Here is an 18,397-nt window from a genome sequence, read left to right as displayed (position 1 = left end):
GATGTTGTTGCTGAATAGTCAGCGCCATCGCGAAATGTGCCGTCAACTCGTGATGCTTCGCAAAAAGCGCCAGGCTGCCCTTGCCGACCGCAAGCCCCGGAGAATGAAATGAACGATTTTCCTCCATTGACGCGCTATCTCGCCCGCTATTTCCCGGTGTTCATGGGGACAATATTCATGGCGATTTTTTCCGGGTCGTCTGCTGTTTCCCTGGCGGGCGTGACATATTTGCGCGGCGTTGATCCAGAGCTCAAATCCAGCTACTCCGGGCTTGCCATACTGGTGCTGGTTGCAGTGATAGTGTTTGGCAACGTGATGATTGCGCGCGGACGCCCGTGRGCCACTGCCCTGGTGGCGGGTTACCTGGGATGTTGCCTGCTGTTCGTATTGCCGATGATTCAGTACCACCTCCACGTGCTGGTCTATGGCTCGGCAGTGCTCTTCCCGTTATTGGGATTGTTGTTGCTCAACAGCAAACGCCACCGCGAAATGCGCCAGAAGCTGCTTGAAGTGCGCCATCTGCGCGAAGCCGTGATTGCCAGGCGCGACGCCCGTTGACTGGATAGATTCACGACCCACCCTCGCACACTCGCCACAAATATGTGCAACCCTCGCACCACGGCACCCACCTTGGCGCCGCTTTGGTGCTGCGCTGCACGGGGGCTTACGATAAAGCGCAATGACCGCCGCTCTGGCATAAGTCTTGCGCGCTTTGTTTCCATGCCCTGGCTCGCAGGAGGCCGCCGTGTCGATTCATGTCGCGTTGCACCACGTTACGCATTACCGCTACGACCGCGCTGTCGAGCTCGGTCCGCAGATCGTTCGCTTGCGCCCGGCGGCCCATAGCCGTACGCGGATTCTTTCCTATGCGTTGAAAGTGTCGCCAGAGCAACACTTCATCAATTGGCAGCAAGACCCCCAGGGCAATTACCTGGCGCGGTTGGTATTTCCTGAGAAAACCACGGAGCTGCGGATCGAAGTCGATCTGCTGGCCGAGATGGCGGTGTTCAACCCGTTCGATTTTTTCCTTGAGCCCTATGCGGAAAAAATTCCCTTCGCCTATGCCGCCGATGAACAGCGCGAGCTGGCGCCGTACCTGGAAACCCTGCCGCTGACACCGACGTTCAAGGCCTACCTTGACGGCATCGACCGCACGCCGCTGCCCGCCGTGGATTTTCTGGTGGCCCTCAACCAGCGCCTGAGTGAAGACATCGGCTACCTGATTCGCATGGAACCGGGCGTGCAAACCCCGGAATACACCCTCGAACACGCGTCGGGTTCTTGCCGCGATTCGGCCTGGTTACTGGTGCAACTGCTGCGCAACCTCGGGCTGGCGGCGCGATTTGTTTCCGGTTACCTGATCCAGCTCACCGCTGACGTCAAAAGCCTCGACGGCCCTTCTGGCACCGAGGTCGACTTCACCGACTTGCACGCCTGGTGTGAGGTTTATCTGCCCGGCGCCGGCTGGATCGGCCTGGATGCGACTTCTGGACTGTTTGCCGGCGAAGGGCATATTCCGTTGGCCTGTAGTCCCGATCCGTCCTCGGCGGCGCCGATCAGTGGCCTGGTCGAACCGTGCGAGTGTGAATTCAGCCACGAAATGTCGGTCGAGCGGATTTGGGAGGCCCCACGCGTTACCAAACCCTACACTGAAGACCAGTGGCTGGCGATCCAGGCGCTGGGCCGGCAGATCGACGTCGACCTGCAAGAGGGCGACGTGCGCCTGACCATGGGCGGCGAGCCGACGTTTGTCTCCATCGACGACCCGGACGCTGCCGAGTGGAACACCGCCGCGCTCGGGCCAGACAAGCGGCGGCTGTCCGCCGAGCTGTTCCAGCGCATGCGCAAGCATTACGGACCCAAGGGCCTGGTGCATTTTGGCCAGGGCAAGTGGTATCCCGGCGAGCAACTGCCGCGCTGGTCGCTGAACTGCTACTGGCGGCGAGATGGCGTGCCGATCTGGAACAACAGCGCGCTGATTGCCGATGAGCAGCAAGACTACGGCGCCGATGGCAAGTTGGCCGGGCATTTTCTGGCGAGTGTCGCCGAGCGATTGAAACTGCCCACGCGCTTCGTGTTTCCGGCCTACGAAGACAACCTCTATTACCTCTGGCGCGAAGGTGCGTTGCCGGTCAACGTCAGCGCTGAAGACTCACGGCTGAGCGACGAACTCGAGCGCGCGCGCCTGCACAAGGTCTTCAGCCAAGGTCTGGACAAGGTGATTGGCCAGGTACTGCCGCTGGCGCGCACGGCCAAGGGCGATCAATGGCAGAGCGGTCGCTGGTACCTGCGTGACAGTCATTGCCGACTGGTGCCGGGAGATTCACCACTGGGCTATCGCTTGCCGCTGGCTTCGCAACCGTGGGTGACGGCGGCAGAGTATCCATTCGTGCACCCGGTCGATCCGAATCAGGATTTGCCGGAGCTGCCCGACGCCGCCAGTTTGCAGGCCCATGGCGAGCCGGCCACCATCGATGAGCGCACACCGAAAGTCGACCAGTCCGCCGATTGGCTGACCCGCACCGCGCTCTGCGCCGAGGCTCGGGAAGGGCGGTTGTACCTGTTCATGCCGCCACTGGAACGCGTCGAGGATTACCTCGAGCTGGTCAGCGCCATCGAAGCCACCGCCGAGGAACTGCATTGCCCGGTGTTGCTGGAAGGTTATGAACCGCCGAGCGATCCACGCCTGAGCAACTTCCGTATTACGCCCGACCCCGGCGTCATCGAAGTCAACGTGCAGCCGTCCGCCAGTTGGGACGAGCTGGTGGAGCGCACCGAATTCCTCTACGAAGAGGCGCGCCAGACCCGGCTGACCACCGAGAAATTCATGATCGACGGTCGGCACACCGGCACCGGCGGCGGTAACCATTTTGTTCTCGGTGGTGCGACGCCGGCCGACTCACCGTTTCTGCGGCGTCCGGATCTGTTGCGCAGTCTGATCAGCTACTGGCATAACCACCCGTCGCTGTCCTACCTGTTTTCCGGTCTTTTCATCGGCCCGACTTCCCAGGCCCCGCGGGTGGACGAAGCGCGCAACGATGCGTTGTACGAGCTGGAAATCGCCTTCGCGCAGATGCCGAAGCCCGGCGAAGAGTGCGCGCCATGGCTGGTGGACCGCTTGCTGCGCAACCTGCTGATCGACGTCACGGGCAACACCCACCGTGCCGAGTTCTGCATCGACAAACTCTATTCGCCGGATGGTGCGACCGGGCGCCTCGGTCTGCTGGAGCTGCGCGCCTTTGAAATGCCACCCCATGCGCGCATGAGCCTGGCTCAGCAATTGTTGTTGCGGGCGCTGGTGGCGCGTTTCTGGCGCGAGCCGTATGCACCGGCCAAGCTGGCGCGGTGGGGCACCGAGTTGCACGACCGTTTCCTGCTGCCGCACTTTATCGAGCAGGACTTCGCCGATGTGATCGTCGACCTCAACGCCGCCGGCTATGCACTGCGCGCCGAGTGGTTTGCGGCGCATCTGGAATTCCGCTTTCCCAAAGTCGGCGATTACGCGGTCAGCGGCATCGAGCTGGAACTGCGTCAGGCGCTGGAGCCTTGGCATGTGCTGGGTGAGGAGGGCTCGGCCGGCGGCACGGTGCGTTATGTCGACTCGTCGCTGGAGCGTTTGCAGGTCAAGCTCACAGGCCTGGCGCCGCAGCGTTACATGCTGACCTGCAACGGTATCCCGGTACCGCTGCAACCGACCGGGCGGGTCGGCGAGTTTGTTGCCGGCGTGCGGTTTCGCGCCTGGCAACCGGCGAACTGCCTGCAACCGACCATTCCGGTGCACGCGCCGCTGGTGTTCGATCTGCTCGATACCTGGATGCAACGCTCGCTGGGCGGTTGTCAGTACCGCGTTGATGTTGGATGTACCGGCCTCTTCGCGAGCAAGCCCGCTCCCACATGATATTTGCAGCGTTTGTGAGTTAATCTGACTTTTCCTGAGCACCTGCCGAGCTTTCCATGCCTGACCTGCTTGACCGTTACCCGCTTACGCCGGGCACCTATCACGAGTTGCTCGACGATAGCGGCGCTGTGCGCCCGCACTGGCGACGGCTGTTCGATCAGTTGCAACGCAGTACGCCGACGCAACTGCTGCAACGGCAAGCCTTGCTGACACGGCAGATTCAGGAAAACGGCGTCACCTACAATGTTTACGCTGACCCCAAAGGCGCTGATCGTCCATGGGAACTGGACCTGCTGCCCCATGTGATGGCGGCTGATGAGTGGCAGCAGTTGTCTGCCGGGATCGCCCAGCGCGCACGTTTGCTCAACGCGGTATTGGCGGACCTGTATGGCCCGCAGCGCTTGATTGCCGAAGGCCTGCTGCCGGCAGAACTGGTATTCGGTCATAACAATTTCCTCTGGCCCTGTCAGGGCATCCAACCGCCGGACGGGGTCTTTTTGCATCTGTACGCGGTAGATCTGGCGCGCACGCCGGATGGGCGTTGGTGGGTGACGGCGGACCGGACTCAAGCGCCGTCCGGTGCCGGTTACGCGCTGGAAAACCGCACTATCGTGTCGCGGGCCTTTCCGGAGTTGTACCGTGATTTGCAGGTGCAGCATTTGGCCGGGTTCTTCCGCACTTTGCAGGAAACCCTCGCGCGCCAAGCGCCGAGTGCCGATGAAGTGCCGCTGGTGGTGTTGCTGACGCCGGGGCGATTCAACGAGAGCTATTTCGAGCACCTGTACCTGGCTCGCCAATTGGGTTATCCACTGGTTGAAGGCGGTGACCTGACCGTGCGCGATGCCACGGTTTACCTGAAAACCCTCAGCGGTTTGCGTCGGGTTCACGCGATCATGCGCCGGCTCGACGACGACTTCTGCGATCCACTGGAGTTGCGCACCGACTCGGCGCTCGGCGTACCGGGCCTGCTTGACGCGGTGCGACAGGGACGGGTGCTGGTGGCCAATGCCCTGGGCAGTGGCGTACTGGAGTCGCCGGGGCTGTTGGGCTTTTTGCCGAAGATCAATCAATTCCTGTTCGGCGAAGAGCTGATCCTGCCGTCCATTGCCACCTGGTGGTGTGGCGAGCCTCCGGTGTTGGCCCAGGCCCTGGAGAAAATGCCTGAGCTGCTGATCAAACCGGCATTCCCCTCGCAGAGTTTTGCCTCGGTATTAGGGCGTGACTTGAGTGAAAAACAGCGCCATGACCTCGCCGAGCGCATGCAGGCACGACCTTATGCCTATGTGGCGCAAGAACTGGCGCAGCTGTCGCAGGCGCCGATCTGGCAAGCCGAAGACGGCCAGTTGCAGCCGCGGGCCATTGGCATGCGCGTTTACGCGGTGGCCAGTCAGGACGGCTATCGGGTGCTGCCCGGCGGCTTGACCCGGGTTGCAGCCGAGGCCGATGCCGAAGTGGTGTCGATGCAGCGCGGTGGTGCGAGCAAGGACACCTGGGTGTTGGGCGAGCGAGCGCCGATAGGCGAGCAATGGAAAGCCCAGCGAACCCTCGGTGTGCACGATCTGGTGCGACGCGATCCTTACCTGCCGTCGAGGGTGGTCGAAAACCTGTTCTGGTTCGGTCGCTATTGCGAGCGCTGCGATGACAGTGCGCGGTTGTTGCGGATCATGCTCACGCGTTACGTCGACGGCGACGATCCGCAAGCCTTGCAGGCCGCGGTCGATCTCGGTGAAAACCTGTTGTTATTGCCCGACGAGGGTGAATTGCCCGAGCGTTTGCTGACGGCATTGTGCGGTGATGACTGGGCCTTCAGCCTGCGCTCCAACCTGCAACGCTTGCAGTGGGCGGCGTCTCAGGTGCGCGGCAAACTTTCACGAGAGAACTGGCAGGCGTTGGTGGAGTTGCAGCGCGATACCGCGGAGCTGGAAACCGAAGAGCCGGATTTTGGCGAGTTGCTGGATTTCCTCAACCGTCTGGTCATGTCGCTCGCGGCGCTGTCGGGCTTTGCGCTGGACGACATGACCCGCGACGAAGGCTGGCGCTTTTTGATGATCGGGCGGCGCATCGAGCGACTGCAGTTTCTCGGCAGCAGCCTGGCAGCGTTCCTGCGTGGCGCCGGGGCTTTCGATCAAGCCGGGCTGGAATGGCTGCTGGAGCTGGGCAACAGCAGCATCACCTACCGTTCCCGCTACCTGGCGGTGGCGCAATTGATTCCGGTGCTTGATGTGTTGCTGCTCGATGAGCAGAACCCTCACGGCGTATTGTTCCAGCTGAAACTGGTGACCCGGACCGTCAAGCGTCTGAACGACGACTTTGGTCTGCCGCGCGATCCGGTGTTGCCTTCGTTGGTCGAGCGCCTGGCGCGATTCGATCTCGGTTGCCTGGAGAACGCATTGTTCGGTGAAAGCAGCGTCCGCGCCGCCCTCGATGGTCTGGCCGATCTGCTGCAAGAAATCGCCGATGTCAGCAATCAGGTGTCTGATCGCCTCGCATTGCGGCACTTCGCCCATGTCGATGATGTCAGCCAGCGCACGGTGTCCGTCTGATGAGCGCCCGTTACCAGATTCTCCACGACACCCATTATCACTACGACAGCCCGGTGTCCCTGGCCCAGCAGCTTGCCCATTTGTGGCCTCGGCACTGCGCCTGGCAGCGTTGCACCGATCAGCAATTGCAGATCAGCCCGGAGCCGACTTCGCGCCGCGATGAGCTGGATGTGTTTGGTAATCCGCTGACCCGGCTGGCGTTTGAAAGGCCTCACGATGAACTGTTGGTCAATGCCCGGCTGACCGTCGAAGTGCTGAGCCGGCCAGTGCGCGATTTCAATCAATCGCCGGCCTGGGACATGACCCGCAGTGCGTTGACCTACAGCAGTCAGCCGATTGCTCCGCAGCTACTGGATGCGTGCCGCTATCGGTTTGAGTCGCCGTATGTGCACTTGAAGAGCAGCTTCGTCGAGTTCTCTGAAAGCTGTTTTCCGCTAGGCCGTCCATTGATGCTGGGCGTTCAGGCGTTGATGGAGAAAATCTTCAGCGAGTTCACCTTCGACGCCGAGGCGACCCAGGTCGCGACGCCACTGGTAGAAGTGCTGGAACGTCGGCGCGGGGTCTGTCAGGACTTTGCGCATTTGATGCTCGCCTGCTTGCGCTCCCGCGGATTGGCGGCGCGTTACGTCAGCGGCTACCTGCTGACCCAGCCACCACCGGGCCAGCCACGGTTGATCGGCGCCGATGCGTCCCACGCCTGGATTTCGGTGTTCTGCCCAGTGCTGGGCTGGGTCGATTTCGACCCGACCAACAACGTGCAACCGGCGCTGGAGCACATCACCCTGGCCTGGGGCCGGGATTTCTCCGATGTCTCGCCATTGCGTGGGGTGATTCTGGGCGGCGGCAACCATGACCCGGAAGTGCAGGTGACCGTGATGCCGCTGGAATAATGGAGATCGAGTGTGGGAGCGAGCCTGCTCGCGATGACGGCGGCACATTCAGCATTGATGCAACTGACAGACCGCTATCAAGAGCAGGCTCGCTCCCACAGGGATTGGGATATTGCAGACTGGCCTGTGAGGGTCGGCAGCATGACTGCCGACCCTGGACACAGATCCGGTGGGTTTGATCAGAACATCAAACCCTGTGGGTCTCAGGCGTCGGGCGCCTGATCTTTCGGTGCTTCAACAGCGTCATCAGCAACCACTTCACCTTCTGCATCGGGGTTCAGTGCGCCGGCTTCTTCATCGGCGGCAGCTTTCTTGCGTTGCAACTTTTCCTCTTTCTTCTGCTCTTTGGCCAAGTCTCTTTGACGTTTGGCGAAGGAGTAATTAGGTTTAGCCATGGGCGATCCTCTGGGGTCGAAGGTGAGGTTGAGCGGCGCGTATTCTGCCTTTAAACCGGGGGCAAGGGTTAGCTGGGTTTTTGCCCGGCCCATTTTGGTGCTACCACCGGTTGCCAGGCATCCAGCGCATCCAGCAGATCCTGCGGCGATTCGCTCAATTGCAGCATGTCACGGTGATGCTCGCGAACGAAGCCTTCGCCGACGACATGATCAAGAAATGCAGTGAGTTTGCTGTAAAAGCCGTTCACTTCCAGCAGCCCCAGCGGTTTGCCGTGGTAACCGAGCTGGCCCCAGGTCCAGACTTCGAACAGCTCTTCAAAGGTGCCGAGGCCGCCCGGCAGAGCGATAAACGCGTCGCTCAGCTCGGCCATGCGCGCCTTGCGTGCGTGCATGCCGTCGACCACTTCCAGGCGCGTCAGGCCAGTGTGGCCGATTTCCGAATTCTTCAGGCTTTCGGGGATGATCCCGATCACTTCGCCACCCGCCGCCAACGCCGCATCGGCCACGATGCCCATCAAGCCGACAGCACCGCCGCCATACACCAGCGTCAGCTTGCGCCGGGCCAGCTCCTGGCCGAGGGCGATCGCTGCTTCCCGATACACCGGGTCAGTGCCGGTGCTGGCGCCGCAAAATACACAAACAGACGCTAAAGACATGCCTTACTCCATGGTCGCTGATGACCCCAGAGTAATGGCTCACCGTGGGCGTTCCAAGGGGTAGGGGGCTTCATAGGTGCCGCTGGCACCACAGGCGTAGGCAGCAAGCAAACTGCACAACAGGCTATTGAAGGACATGAAAGGCGCTCCAGAATGAGATGACACGCCGATCATAGGTGCGCGCCAGAGGTCTGGCCGGTTAATTGTTTCGATCGATGTCATAGCCCGAAAGTTGTATACAATTCTTGATTCAGGTCATAGGCACTTGCAGAAATTTCAGGCAGTCTTTATGCCCTACGGATTTTGTTAACCCTGCCTTGGAGATTCACCATGTTTGCCAAACTCGTAGCGGTATCCCTGCTGACACTGGCCAGCAGCCAATTGATGGCTGCAGAGTGCAAGGTCGATGTCGACTCCACCGATCAGATGTCCTTCAACACCAAGGAAATCACCATCGACAAGAGCTGCAAGACTTTCACCGTCAACCTGGCCCACTCCGGCAGCTTGCCGAAGAACGTCATGGGTCATAACTGGGTGCTGAGCAAAACCGCAGACATGGCTGGCATCGCTACCGATGGCATGGCCGCCGGCATCGACAAGAACTACCTGAAAGAAGGTGACACTCGCGTCATCGCCCACACCAAAATCATCGGTGCCGGCGAGAAAGACTCGGTGACCTTCGATGTATCGAAGCTGACCGCTGGCGAAAGCTATCAGTTCTTCTGCTCGTTCCCGGGCCACAACTCGATGATGAAAGGCGCTGTCGTGCTGAAGTAATCAAGCAGGCCAAGCCGTCATGAAAAACGCCCCTCTGGGGCGTTTTTTTGTTTAAGCACGGACAAAATCCGCTCAGCGCTCTGGCTATGTCACTCCTACCGCTGGTCGGAAACCACGGCCTACCTGTTATTTCTGACAGTGGTCAGTGCCTCGGGGGCGGGTGTTAGATGAGCGCCAGCCCTGCCGCTCATGTCGCGGCAACTCTTGCGAGATGGAGATYGCTCATGACCGCTCAAGTTACTGCTCCCACAAAACGTGTTCCCATTCCGGATCTCGATCCGCTGAGCATCCGGCAGGCGCCGGACGGTGCCACCCTGAAGCCGCTAGACGCGGCCCGACAGTTGACCTCGGTCATTGAGCGGGAGGGGAAAGGGCTGTGGGATGACGATAGGTTCTTTGTTGAACTCAAGGGCGAGAGCGGTACCGATCCGCGGGGTTCGTACAAAAGCAATACGTTGCGTTTCGGGTCTTCGAGCCCCCGGGTTCTGAATTTGCTGGCAGATGTCGTCGCGTTTCTCCTGGGTCAAACGATGACACTGATCTACACCGTTGAACGCGATGGTGAAGACCCGAAACCCTCCAGCGAGCTTGTGTTGAAAGTATTGGACCTGCCCGAGGATGCACTGGGGAAAGGCCGGATACTCGAGGCACAGAACAACGGAGAAGGCGACGAACTGGACCTGACTGCAGACACTAAAGATCGGACGGTGCGTATTTACAGCTATCCACTGATTGCCGTGGGGCAACCTGTCCGGATCGTTCTGGAGGGCGAGGGCTACGATAAGACCCTGTATGAGGACAACGTTGATGAGAGTTGGATCACTGACGGCTATCTCGAGGTGCCGGTGCTTTACAGCGAACTGAAGGCGTTGCCCAATGGCTCGGCGTTGACACTTATATACGAGGTTGCGATGGATCAAGGTGCGGTCAAAACGCATACCTCTGTGCCACGCAGGTATACGGTTAAAACTGCTGCGGCAGTGGAGAAGCCCGCGATCCGCGAAGTGAAGGACGCCGACGACACGTCGATCGCTAATGGTGGTACGACCAGCAAGACGCCGTTGACACTTGAGGGCACGGTTGCTGAAGGCAAAAAGGTCGACATTTACAACGGCGCCACGCCATTGGATGAGGCCACGGTGAGGGGAACCACGTGGACGTTCGTTACCGAGGAGTTGGCCCATGAAAAGTATGATTTTACGGCCAAAGAGCAGGGGGCCGACGGGCAGCAATCGGATCCCTGGACCGTTATCGTCGGGGCGGTTTCGACGGATAAACCCGTTATCGATGCCGTCACGGAAATGTCGGGTGCCGCTGTTCCCAGTGGTACCACAACTCTCTCTGCGGCGGTGAAGCTACACATCAAGGCGGGTCAGAACGAAGAAGTCGAGTTTTTAGTCAATGACGTCCCAAAGGGTACAGAGTTTGCGGATGCACAGGGTGATCTGAAGTACGACCTGACCCATCTGGGTCTGGAAGAACAGGATCTGACGGTGAAAGGTGTTGCCAGCGGATTGGTATCGGATCGCTGGACGATTATCAGGAAAATGGCCGCCTCTGACGGAACACTTGCCATCACTGCAGCCAAAGACCTTCAACGCAAGGAAACTCTCCGTGGCGGTGCCACTACGGCCAACACCATCATCCTTCAAGGCACAGCCAAGCCAGCGACGAATGTCACGGTTCATGATGTTTTTACGTCGATTAAAACCGTTGAATCTGATCGAAACGGATACTGGAGGATACTCCTGCCCGACCTGCGGGTGCATTACTACCATTTCGCGCTGAGTGCTGCCGACGCAAAGCCACCGATGCTCTGGGCAATGACGGTACTCGCTGTTGGAACACCCATTATCAACCGGGTGGCCAACCTTACCGGTACGACGCTCATCCCGCCTTACGGCGAGATCTCCGAAGCGGCATTTACGGTGCATGGGGACGGGCCTGCCAATGGGAGGCTCACCCTTCATGAGCTACTCAGCGACGTGAGCACCCCTGTCACTGTCGACGCATACGGTAAATGGCAGCACACGCAACACGCCACAGCAGGGTCCAGGGAATATCACTACGTAACATCCGTGCCGGGCGGGGGCACACCGAAGTCAAATCTCTATCGAGTACGCAAGGTCGCGTCAGCGAAGTAACGGAGTGTTGATCAGGTGCGCGCTGATTGCTTTTCAAGGATGGTGGCTTCCTGAAAAGCGTGAAGGCCGGACCTGACGGTAACTGGAGTGATGGATCGGCGCTCACRCCAAGGGCCAACGTCTTTGAAGTGGGAGTGCAGGAAGCAATGTTCAAGTCGCCTGCCTGGACCATCTACCATTTTGATCCTGACAAGCCATTACCTTAACCTGCACGAAACACCTGTTCCTGATCGACCTGATGAGGCCTGAGAGAGGATGCGCGGTATAACTACTGATGCAATGAAAAACCCACTGTGGATCACTCCCCCAGTGGGTTTTTTATTTACATTCCAAGCGCCGCTTATGGCGCGAACGGCATCACCCGCTTGTGATGGGTCTTGCGGTACGTATCGCAAATAATCCTGAATGCCTCTTCACGCACCGGCTCACCGTGCAGGAAGGCATCGATTTCGGCGTAGGTCACGCCGTGGGACGCTTCATCCGGTTTGCCGGGCGACAGGTCTTCAAGGTCGGCGGTCGGGATTTTTTCCACCAGCGATTCCGGTGCGCCGAAGCTGCGGGCGATGGCCCGGACCTGGTTTTTCACCAGGCCGCTCAGCGGGGCGAGGTCGCAGGCGCCGTCACCGAACTTGGTGAAGAAACCCATCACCGCTTCTGCTGCGTGGTCAGTGCCGATCACCAGGCCGTGGGCGGCGCCGGCGATGGTGTATTGCGCAACCATGCGCATCCGCGCCTTGGTGTTGCCCAGCACGAAATCCACCGAGACCGCGTGCTTACCTTCGAAGGCGGCGACTTCACTGGCCAGGGATTTGACTGCCGGGCCGATGTTCACGGTGTGGCGCTCATCCGGGGCGATGAAGTCCACGCAGGCCTGCGCATCGTGTTCATCGAACTGGGTTTGGTACGGCAAGCGTACGGCGATGAACTTGTAGCCCGCGTCACCGGTGCGCTCACGTAACTCGCGCATGGCCCGCTGGGCCATCAGGCCGGCGGTCAACGAGTCGACGCCGCCGCTGATGCCGAGCACCAGCGTCTTGAGCCCGGAATTGACCAGGCAATCCTGGATAAAGGTAATCCGCCGTGCGACTTCTGCCTCCAGGGCAGCCTGGTCTGCGAAGGGCGGTTGGACCTTGAGCTGTTCAGCAATCTCACGCTGTACGGCTTGCATGAATTCACTCCTTGCTTGATGTGCCAGAGAGGGCGGCAGGTACTTGAAACACATGTCGCAAATAGGCGACGAAATTCGGGTCTTTGCAGTGCGTCTTGCCAGCCTCGTCCGAGATCTTGGCGACGGGTTGACCATTGCAGGCTGCCATTTTAAGCACGATGCTCATCGGCTCGACACCCGGAATATCGCACGTCAGGTTGGTGCCGATGCCGAAACTGACATTGATTCGACCATGCAACGCGCGGAATATCTCCAGCGATTTTGGCAGCGTCAGGCTGTCGGAGAACACCAGCGTCTTGCTCATCGGCTCGATACCAAGTTTATGGTAGTGGGCGATGGCTTTTTCGGCCCAGGCAATCGGGTCCCCGGAATCATGGCGCAAGCCATCGAAGAGCTTGGCGAAATACAGGTCGAAATCGCTCAGGAAGGCATCGGTGGTGATGCAATCGGTCAGGGCGATTCCCAACAGGCCGCGGTATTCGCGAACCCAGCAATCGAGGGCGGCGCTCTGGCTGTCGATCAGTCGCGGGCCAAGTTGCTGGTGAGCCATGATCCATTCGTGAGCCATGGTGCCGAGTGGCTTCATGTCCAGCTCGCGGGACAGGTGCACGTTGCTGGTGCCGACGAAACGTCCGGGGAAGTCGTGCTTGAGCACGTTCACCACTTCTTCCTGCACGCGGTAGGAGAAGCGCCGGCGAGTGCCGAAATCCGCCACCTGCAGGTGCGAGAGCTCATCGGCGCTGGCATTGGCGCTCAGCCAGTCGAACTTGCGATAGAGCTGCTCGCGCGCTTGCTCCATGACGATCTCACGGTAGCGATAGCGGTTGCGCACTTCGCTGACCACCGCCAGCAGCGGGACTTCGAACAGAATCACATGCAGCCATGGCCCGCGCAGGCGGATGAACAGTTCGCCGTTCTCGATGCCGGTGTAGATGTAGCGCAGATTGAAGCGGAACAAGCCGAGAAAACGCAGGAAGTCCGGCTTCAGGAAGCTGATGCGCTCCAGAAAACTCAACTGATCGTTGCTCAGGCTCAATTCAGCCAGACGCTCGATCTGAAAACGAATCTCCGCCAGGTAGGGGCGCAGGTCCTCGCTGTTACGGCAGCGGAACTCCCATTCGACTTCAACGTTGGGGTAGTTGTGCAGCACCGCCTGCATCATGGTCAGTTTGTAGAAGTCGGTGTCGAGCAAGTTCTGCACGATGCGATCGGCAAACACACTCTCGCTCATAACGGGAATCTCCAGGCTGGCCGCCGCTGAGGGCAGCGACGTTTCAGCTGTTTCAATGAATGGGACTAGTGGCGCATATCGGCGGTAAGGATTGCCAGCGATTTTTTGGATTGTGCAGATCCTTGTGGGAGCGAGCCTGCTCGCGATAGCAATGAGTCAGCCACCTGACATGTTGGCTGTGCTGGCGTAATCGCGAGCAGGCTCGCTCCCACAAGTGTTGCGTGCGTCTTAGAGCCCTGGTTGGTCGCAGCTATCGATCTGCTCCAGCATCCAGGCGACAAAATCGCGCACCTTGGGCACTTCCGCCGAATGTTCGGGGTAGGCCAGGTAATAGGCGTCGCTGCTGGGCATTGCGTGTGGCCAGGGGATGACCAGTTTACCGTCGGCCAATTCCTCTTCCACCAGAAACCGTGGCAACAGGGCAACGCCGCAGCCGACCTGCGCGGCGCGAATGCACATATAAAAGGTTTCGAAGCGCGGCCCGTGATAGCTGTGCTCGGTCTGGTAACCCTGGCTGTCGAACCAGTCGTGCCAGGCCTGGGGCCGCGAGGCGCTTTGCAGCAGCACCAGATCGCTGAGTTGCGTCGGGTCAGTGAAGGGCTGCTCCGGCAGGCTGCCCGGTGCGCAGACCGGCACCAGCTCTTCGCCGAACAGCTTCAGGCACTCGGTGCCGGGCCGCGAACCCTGGCCGAAATAGAACGCCAGGTCGCTGCGCCCTTGCAGCAAGTCGTCGGCTTCGTGTTCGTTGCACAGGTCCAGATGAATATGCGGATGCCGCAGGCGCCAGCCTTTCAGGCGTGGCACCAGCCAACGAGCGCCGAAGGTTGAAGGCGTGGACACGCGCAGTACTTCGGTCTCACCACCGTAGGAACGCAGGTAGTGGGTCGACATCTCGACTTGCGAGAGAATTTTTCGCACTTCAACCAGGTACAAATCCCCGGCCGGAGTCATTTGCAGGCGTCGACGTACCCGACGGAACAGCAGGTGCTGCAACAGCTCTTCGAGTTGCGCGACCTGTTTGCTCACGGCGCTCTGGGTCAGGTTCAGCTCTTCGGCKGCGCGGGTGAAGCTCAGGTGACGAGTAACCGCCTCGAAACACTGCAACGCAGTAATCGACGGCAAGTGGCGTTTATTCAGCATGGGAGGGCCCTTGTTCTTGTTGCAACGCTTTGCATGAATAAACGGAATGATATCTCGCTTAATCGTCGTTTGTTGGCAAGTCTCGGGGCGGCTACAACTATAGGCCTGAAGCCCCTAGGGTCTGTTGACGCTTGGTGACGACCGCGACGGATGCCCATTTGGCGCAGGGCAAGGCGCGAGGAGCGCAGTTTGGTTGTTCCAAATAAGTTCCGAGTAACGCAGCCCTGCGCCAAATGGGCCCCGTCCCTTCGGGTTGCGCGCCAACGTGTGCGAGGCTGCGTTGCGGGATTAGCCAAGGGAACAACCATTGGCGGCATCCCGCGCCTTGCCTCGCACACGTTGGCATCGCAACGCGGTTCGTCACCAAGCGTCAACAGACCCTAGTCAGTGGGCTGTGAATTTTCTGCTTTTCACGTTGAAGGAGTGACCCATGGTTGCCGCATTGCTTGATCGTTTGGGGGTGAACCCGGCCCTGTACCAGTACGGCAAACAGCCCGTGCATTCACCGATCGACGGCAGCCAGATTGCCTCGGTGAACTGGGAAGGCGCTGCTGAAGTCGAGCAGCAGGTCAGTCGCGCAGAGCATGCGTTCGACCTGTGGCGCAAGGTTCCGGCGCCGCGTCGTGGTGAACTGGTGCGCCAGTTCGGCGAAGTGCTGCGCGAGTACAAGGCTGATCTGGGCGAGCTGGTGTCCTGGGAAGCCGGCAAGATCACTCAGGAAGGCCTGGGTGAAGTTCAGGAAATGATCGACATCTGCGACTTCGCCGTCGGCCTGTCGCGCCAGCTCTACGGTTTGACCATCGCCTCTGAGCGTCCGGGCCACCACATGCGTGAGTCCTGGCATCCGTTGGGCGTGGTCGGGGTGATCAGCGCGTTCAACTTCCCGGTCGCGGTCTGGGCCTGGAACACCACGCTGGCGCTGGTCTGCGGCAACTCGGTGATCTGGAAGCCGTCGGAGAAAACCCCGCTCACCGCACTGGCCTGCCAGGCGCTGTTCGAGCGCGTCTTGAAGAATTTCAGCGATGCGCCGGAGTACCTGAGCCAGGTGATCATTGGCGGCCGCGATGCCGGTGAAGCGCTGGTGGACGACCCGCGTGTGGCCTTGATCAGCGCCACCGGCAGCACCCGCATGGGCCGTGAAGTGGCACCGAAAATCGCCGCACGCTTTGCTCGCAGCATTCTGGAGCTGGGCGGCAACAACGCGATGATCCTCGGCCCAAGCGCGGACCTCGACATGGCCGTGCGAGCGATCCTGTTCAGTGCAGTCGGCACCGCCGGTCAGCGTTGCACCACCCTGCGTCGCCTGATTGCCCACGAGTCGGTCAAGGAAGAGATCGTCACCCGCCTCAAGGCGGCGTATTCCAAAGTGCGCATCGGCCATCCGCTGGAAGGCAATCTGGTTGGCCCGCTGATCGACAAGCACAGCTTTGACAATATGCAGGACGCGCTGGAGCAAGCCTTGAGCGAAGGCGGTCGGGTGTTTGGCGGCAAGCGTCAGCTCGAAGACAAATTTCCGAATGCCTACTACGTTTCGCCGGCCATCGTCGAAATGCCGGAGCAGAGCGACGTGGTGCGCAGCGAAACCTTCGCGCCGATTCTGTACGTGGTTGGCTACAAGGACTTCGCCGAAGCGCTGCGCCTGAACAACGCGGTGCCACAAGGCCTGTCGTCGTGCATCTTTACCACTGACGTGCGTGAGGCCGAGCAATTCATGTCGGCGGTGGGCAGCGACTGCGGCATCGCCAACGTCAACATCGGCCCGAGTGGCGCGGAAATCGGCGGCGCCTTTGGCGGTGAGAAAGAAACCGGCGGCGGTCGCGAGTCCGGCTCCGATGCATGGCGCGGCTACATGCGTCGCCAGACCAACACCGTCAACTACTCGCTGGAGTTGCCGCTGGCCCAGGGGATTACCTTCGACTAAACACATCTCTTGAACTCATGAAAATCCCATGTGGGAGCGAGCCTGCTCGCGATAGCGGTCTGTCAGTCACATCAATGCTGGATGTACGGCCGTCATCGTCGGAGCGCCGCCCGGAGCCGGCTCGCTCCCACATTGGGAATGTGTGTGGTGGTTAGGTTTCTGATCGGAGTCTGGCGATGCCGTTACGCGAAGAATGCTTATGGGAAAAACTGACGCCGCAACGGCCTGACCGGGCGGCGCTCAAGGGCGAGGTGACGGCGGACGTCTGCGTGATCGGCGCCGGTTTTACTGGTTTATCGGCGGCGGTGCATTTGCTGGAGCAAGGCAAAAGCGTCTGCGTGCTCGAGGCCAAGCGCTGCGGGCAGGGCGGTTCGGGGCGCAACGTCGGGTTGGTGAATGCCGGGATGTGGATTCCCCCGGACGAGATTGAAGCCGGGTTCGGCGAAGCGATCGGCAGCCAGCTCAATCGCATGCTCGGCGCGGCACCTGCTTTGGTGTTCAGCCTGATCGACAAATACAACATCGATTGCCAGTTGCGTCGCGAAGGTACGCTGCACATGGCGCACAACGCCCGTGGCGAAGCCGATCTGCGCAGTCGTGAAGAACAATGGAAGCGCCGCGGCGCGCCCGTGGAGTTGTTGACCGGTGCGGCGTGCGAGCAGGCCACCGGCACCAAAAAAATCGCCGCCGCGTTGCTCGACCGTCGCGCCGGCACGCTCAATCCGATGGCCTACACCAGCGGTCTGGCCAAGGCTGCCGCGGATCTGGGTGGTCAGCTGTTCGATCATTCAGCAGTGACCCGACTCGAACGGCAGGGCCAGCGCTGGTCGGTGCAAACCGACGCCGGTTCGGTCATGGCCGAGCAGGTGGTGATCGCCTCCAACGCCTACACCGAAGGCGACTGGACGGAACTGCGGCGCAATTTCTTCCCCGGTTATTACTATCAGGTGGCTTCCGCGCCGCTGACTGAAGAAGCCGCGCAACTGATCCTGCCCGGTGGCCAGGGTTCCTGGGACACCCGTCAGGTGCTCAGCAGCATCCGTCGCGACAAAGACGGCCGGTTGTTGCTCGGCAGCCTGGGCAACGGCAATCAGAAACCCACCTGGTTCCTCAAGGCCTGGGCCGACCGGGTTCAGCAGCATTATTTCCCTTACCTCAAACCGGTGGACTGGGAATGTACCTGGACCGGTTGCATCGCTTTTACCCCCGATCACTTGATGCGCTTGTTCGAGCCGGCACCCGGTCTGGTGGCCGTGACCGGTTACAACGGCCGTGGCGTGACCACGGGCACGGTAGTCGGTAAAGCCTTCGCCGATTATTTGTGTAACGGAAATCCTCAGGCGCTACCGATTCCCTTCGCACCCATGCAGCCACTGGCCGGGGTGGGCCTGCGCAGTTGTCTGTACGAGGCCGGTTTTTCGCTCTATCACGCGGGCCAGTGCCTGCGGATTGTCATCTGAGCGAGGAAATATGTTGCGCGAAGCGGCGCTTTTTGGCGCAGCGACTAGCCTGTAATGGTGCGGGTTTGTAGCAGTTGCGCACCAGCAGTGTGCAGTTCGGTGACGCATGCTGTTACAGGCTGGTTGCACGTCGTTTGGCGCTGCGGTTGCAATGATGGCGCACCAGGGTTGCGC

General features: G+C 60.3%; 13 protein-coding genes and 1 pseudogene. 9 read left to right on the top strand and 5 right to left on the bottom strand.

Annotated elements, in window-relative coordinates; genetic code table 11:
- Nucleotides 1-108: 108 nt before the first annotated feature.
- The 4 genes and pseudogenes from AC1DH9_RS06520 (at nt 109) to AC1DH9_RS06505 (ending at nt 7,331) form a co-directional block, all read left to right on the top strand.
- The gene (locus AC1DH9_RS06520) at nt 109-558 is read left to right on the top strand and encodes a hypothetical protein (RefSeq protein ID WP_477807942.1); all 450 of its coding nucleotides are present in this window, start codon (nt 109-111) and stop codon (nt 556-558) included.
- A gap of 187 nt (nt 559-745) precedes the next feature.
- Nucleotides 746-3,850, top strand: a pseudogene (locus AC1DH9_RS06515) (transglutaminase family protein); the annotation flags it as partial.
- Nucleotides 3,851-3,954: 104 nt separating this feature from the next.
- A complete protein-coding gene (locus AC1DH9_RS06510; protein ID WP_427538280.1) occupies nt 3,955-6,441 on the top strand; it encodes a circularly permuted type 2 ATP-grasp protein in 2,487 nt (828 codons plus the stop codon).
- Nucleotides 6,441-7,331 carry a transglutaminase family protein gene (locus AC1DH9_RS06505; RefSeq protein WP_427538277.1) on the top strand — a complete coding sequence of 297 codons (891 nt, stop codon included), beginning with the start codon at nt 6,441-6,443 and terminating at the stop codon, nt 7,329-7,331. The genes AC1DH9_RS06510 and AC1DH9_RS06505 overlap by 1 nt, the downstream gene beginning before the upstream one ends.
- Nucleotides 7,332-7,534: 203 nt before the next feature.
- On the opposite strand, the gene AC1DH9_RS06500 is transcribed toward AC1DH9_RS06505, so the two are convergent.
- Together AC1DH9_RS06500 and AC1DH9_RS06495 are read right to left on the bottom strand one after the other, a co-directional pair.
- Complete coding sequence (locus AC1DH9_RS06500; RefSeq protein WP_019691520.1) at nt 7,535-7,726, bottom strand: hypothetical protein; 192 nt, start codon at nt 7,724-7,726, stop codon at nt 7,535-7,537.
- Between the two features lie 68 nt (nt 7,727-7,794).
- Nucleotides 7,795-8,382 (bottom strand): LOG family protein, encoded by a 588-nt coding sequence (locus AC1DH9_RS06495; RefSeq protein WP_427529584.1) that lies wholly within the window; start codon nt 8,380-8,382, stop codon nt 7,795-7,797.
- 330 nt (nt 8,383-8,712) lie between these two features.
- On the opposite strand from AC1DH9_RS06495, the gene azu reads away from it, so the two are divergent.
- From azu to AC1DH9_RS06480, 3 genes are all read left to right on the top strand, one after another.
- Nucleotides 8,713-9,159, top strand: a complete 447-nt coding sequence (gene azu, locus AC1DH9_RS06490) for an azurin (protein ID WP_427538274.1) — start codon at nt 8,713-8,715, stop codon at nt 9,157-9,159.
- A gap of 224 nt (nt 9,160-9,383) precedes the next feature.
- Nucleotides 9,384-11,303, top strand: coding sequence for a hypothetical protein (locus AC1DH9_RS06485; protein WP_427538272.1), 1,920 nt, complete (start codon nt 9,384-9,386; stop codon nt 11,301-11,303).
- 26 nt (nt 11,304-11,329) lie between these two features.
- On the top strand, nt 11,330-11,509 hold the full coding sequence (locus tag AC1DH9_RS06480) for a hypothetical protein (protein ID WP_427538269.1): 180 nt from the start codon (nt 11,330-11,332) through the stop codon (nt 11,507-11,509).
- A 134-nt stretch (nt 11,510-11,643) separates the two neighbouring features.
- Here the strand turns inward: AC1DH9_RS06480 and nadE are convergent, their stop codons facing one another.
- The 3 genes from nadE to AC1DH9_RS06465 form a co-directional block, all read right to left on the bottom strand.
- Nucleotides 11,644-12,471 carry an ammonia-dependent NAD(+) synthetase gene (gene nadE / locus AC1DH9_RS06475; protein WP_427538266.1) on the bottom strand — a complete coding sequence of 276 codons (828 nt, stop codon included), beginning with the start codon at nt 12,469-12,471 and terminating at the stop codon, nt 11,644-11,646.
- A gap of 4 nt (nt 12,472-12,475) precedes the next feature.
- On the bottom strand, nt 12,476-13,702 hold the full coding sequence (gene pncB, locus AC1DH9_RS06470) for a nicotinate phosphoribosyltransferase (protein WP_427538263.1): 1,227 nt from the start codon (nt 13,700-13,702) through the stop codon (nt 12,476-12,478).
- Between the two features lie 228 nt (nt 13,703-13,930).
- Nucleotides 13,931-14,842 (bottom strand): LysR family transcriptional regulator, encoded by a 912-nt coding sequence (locus tag AC1DH9_RS06465; RefSeq protein ID WP_427538260.1) that lies wholly within the window; start codon nt 14,840-14,842, stop codon nt 13,931-13,933.
- A gap of 430 nt (nt 14,843-15,272) precedes the next feature.
- Between AC1DH9_RS06465 and amaB the strand changes: the two genes are divergently transcribed.
- Both amaB and amaA read left to right on the top strand, forming a co-directional pair.
- Nucleotides 15,273-16,763: an L-piperidine-6-carboxylate dehydrogenase gene (gene amaB / locus AC1DH9_RS06460; RefSeq protein WP_427538257.1), complete on the top strand. Its 1,491-nt coding sequence runs from the start codon at nt 15,273-15,275 to the stop codon at nt 16,761-16,763.
- Between the two features lie 176 nt (nt 16,764-16,939).
- Entirely contained in the window at nt 16,940-18,223 is a 1,284-nt protein-coding gene (gene amaA / locus AC1DH9_RS06455) for an L-pipecolate oxidase (RefSeq protein WP_054595383.1), read from the top strand.
- The last annotated feature ends 174 nt before the right edge of the window (nt 18,224-18,397 follow it).

Source organism: Pseudomonas sp. 05T35, assembly GCF_056396605.1.
The sequence above is the reverse complement of the archived record's forward strand: the minus strand, read 5'-3'. Positions and strand labels throughout refer to the sequence as shown.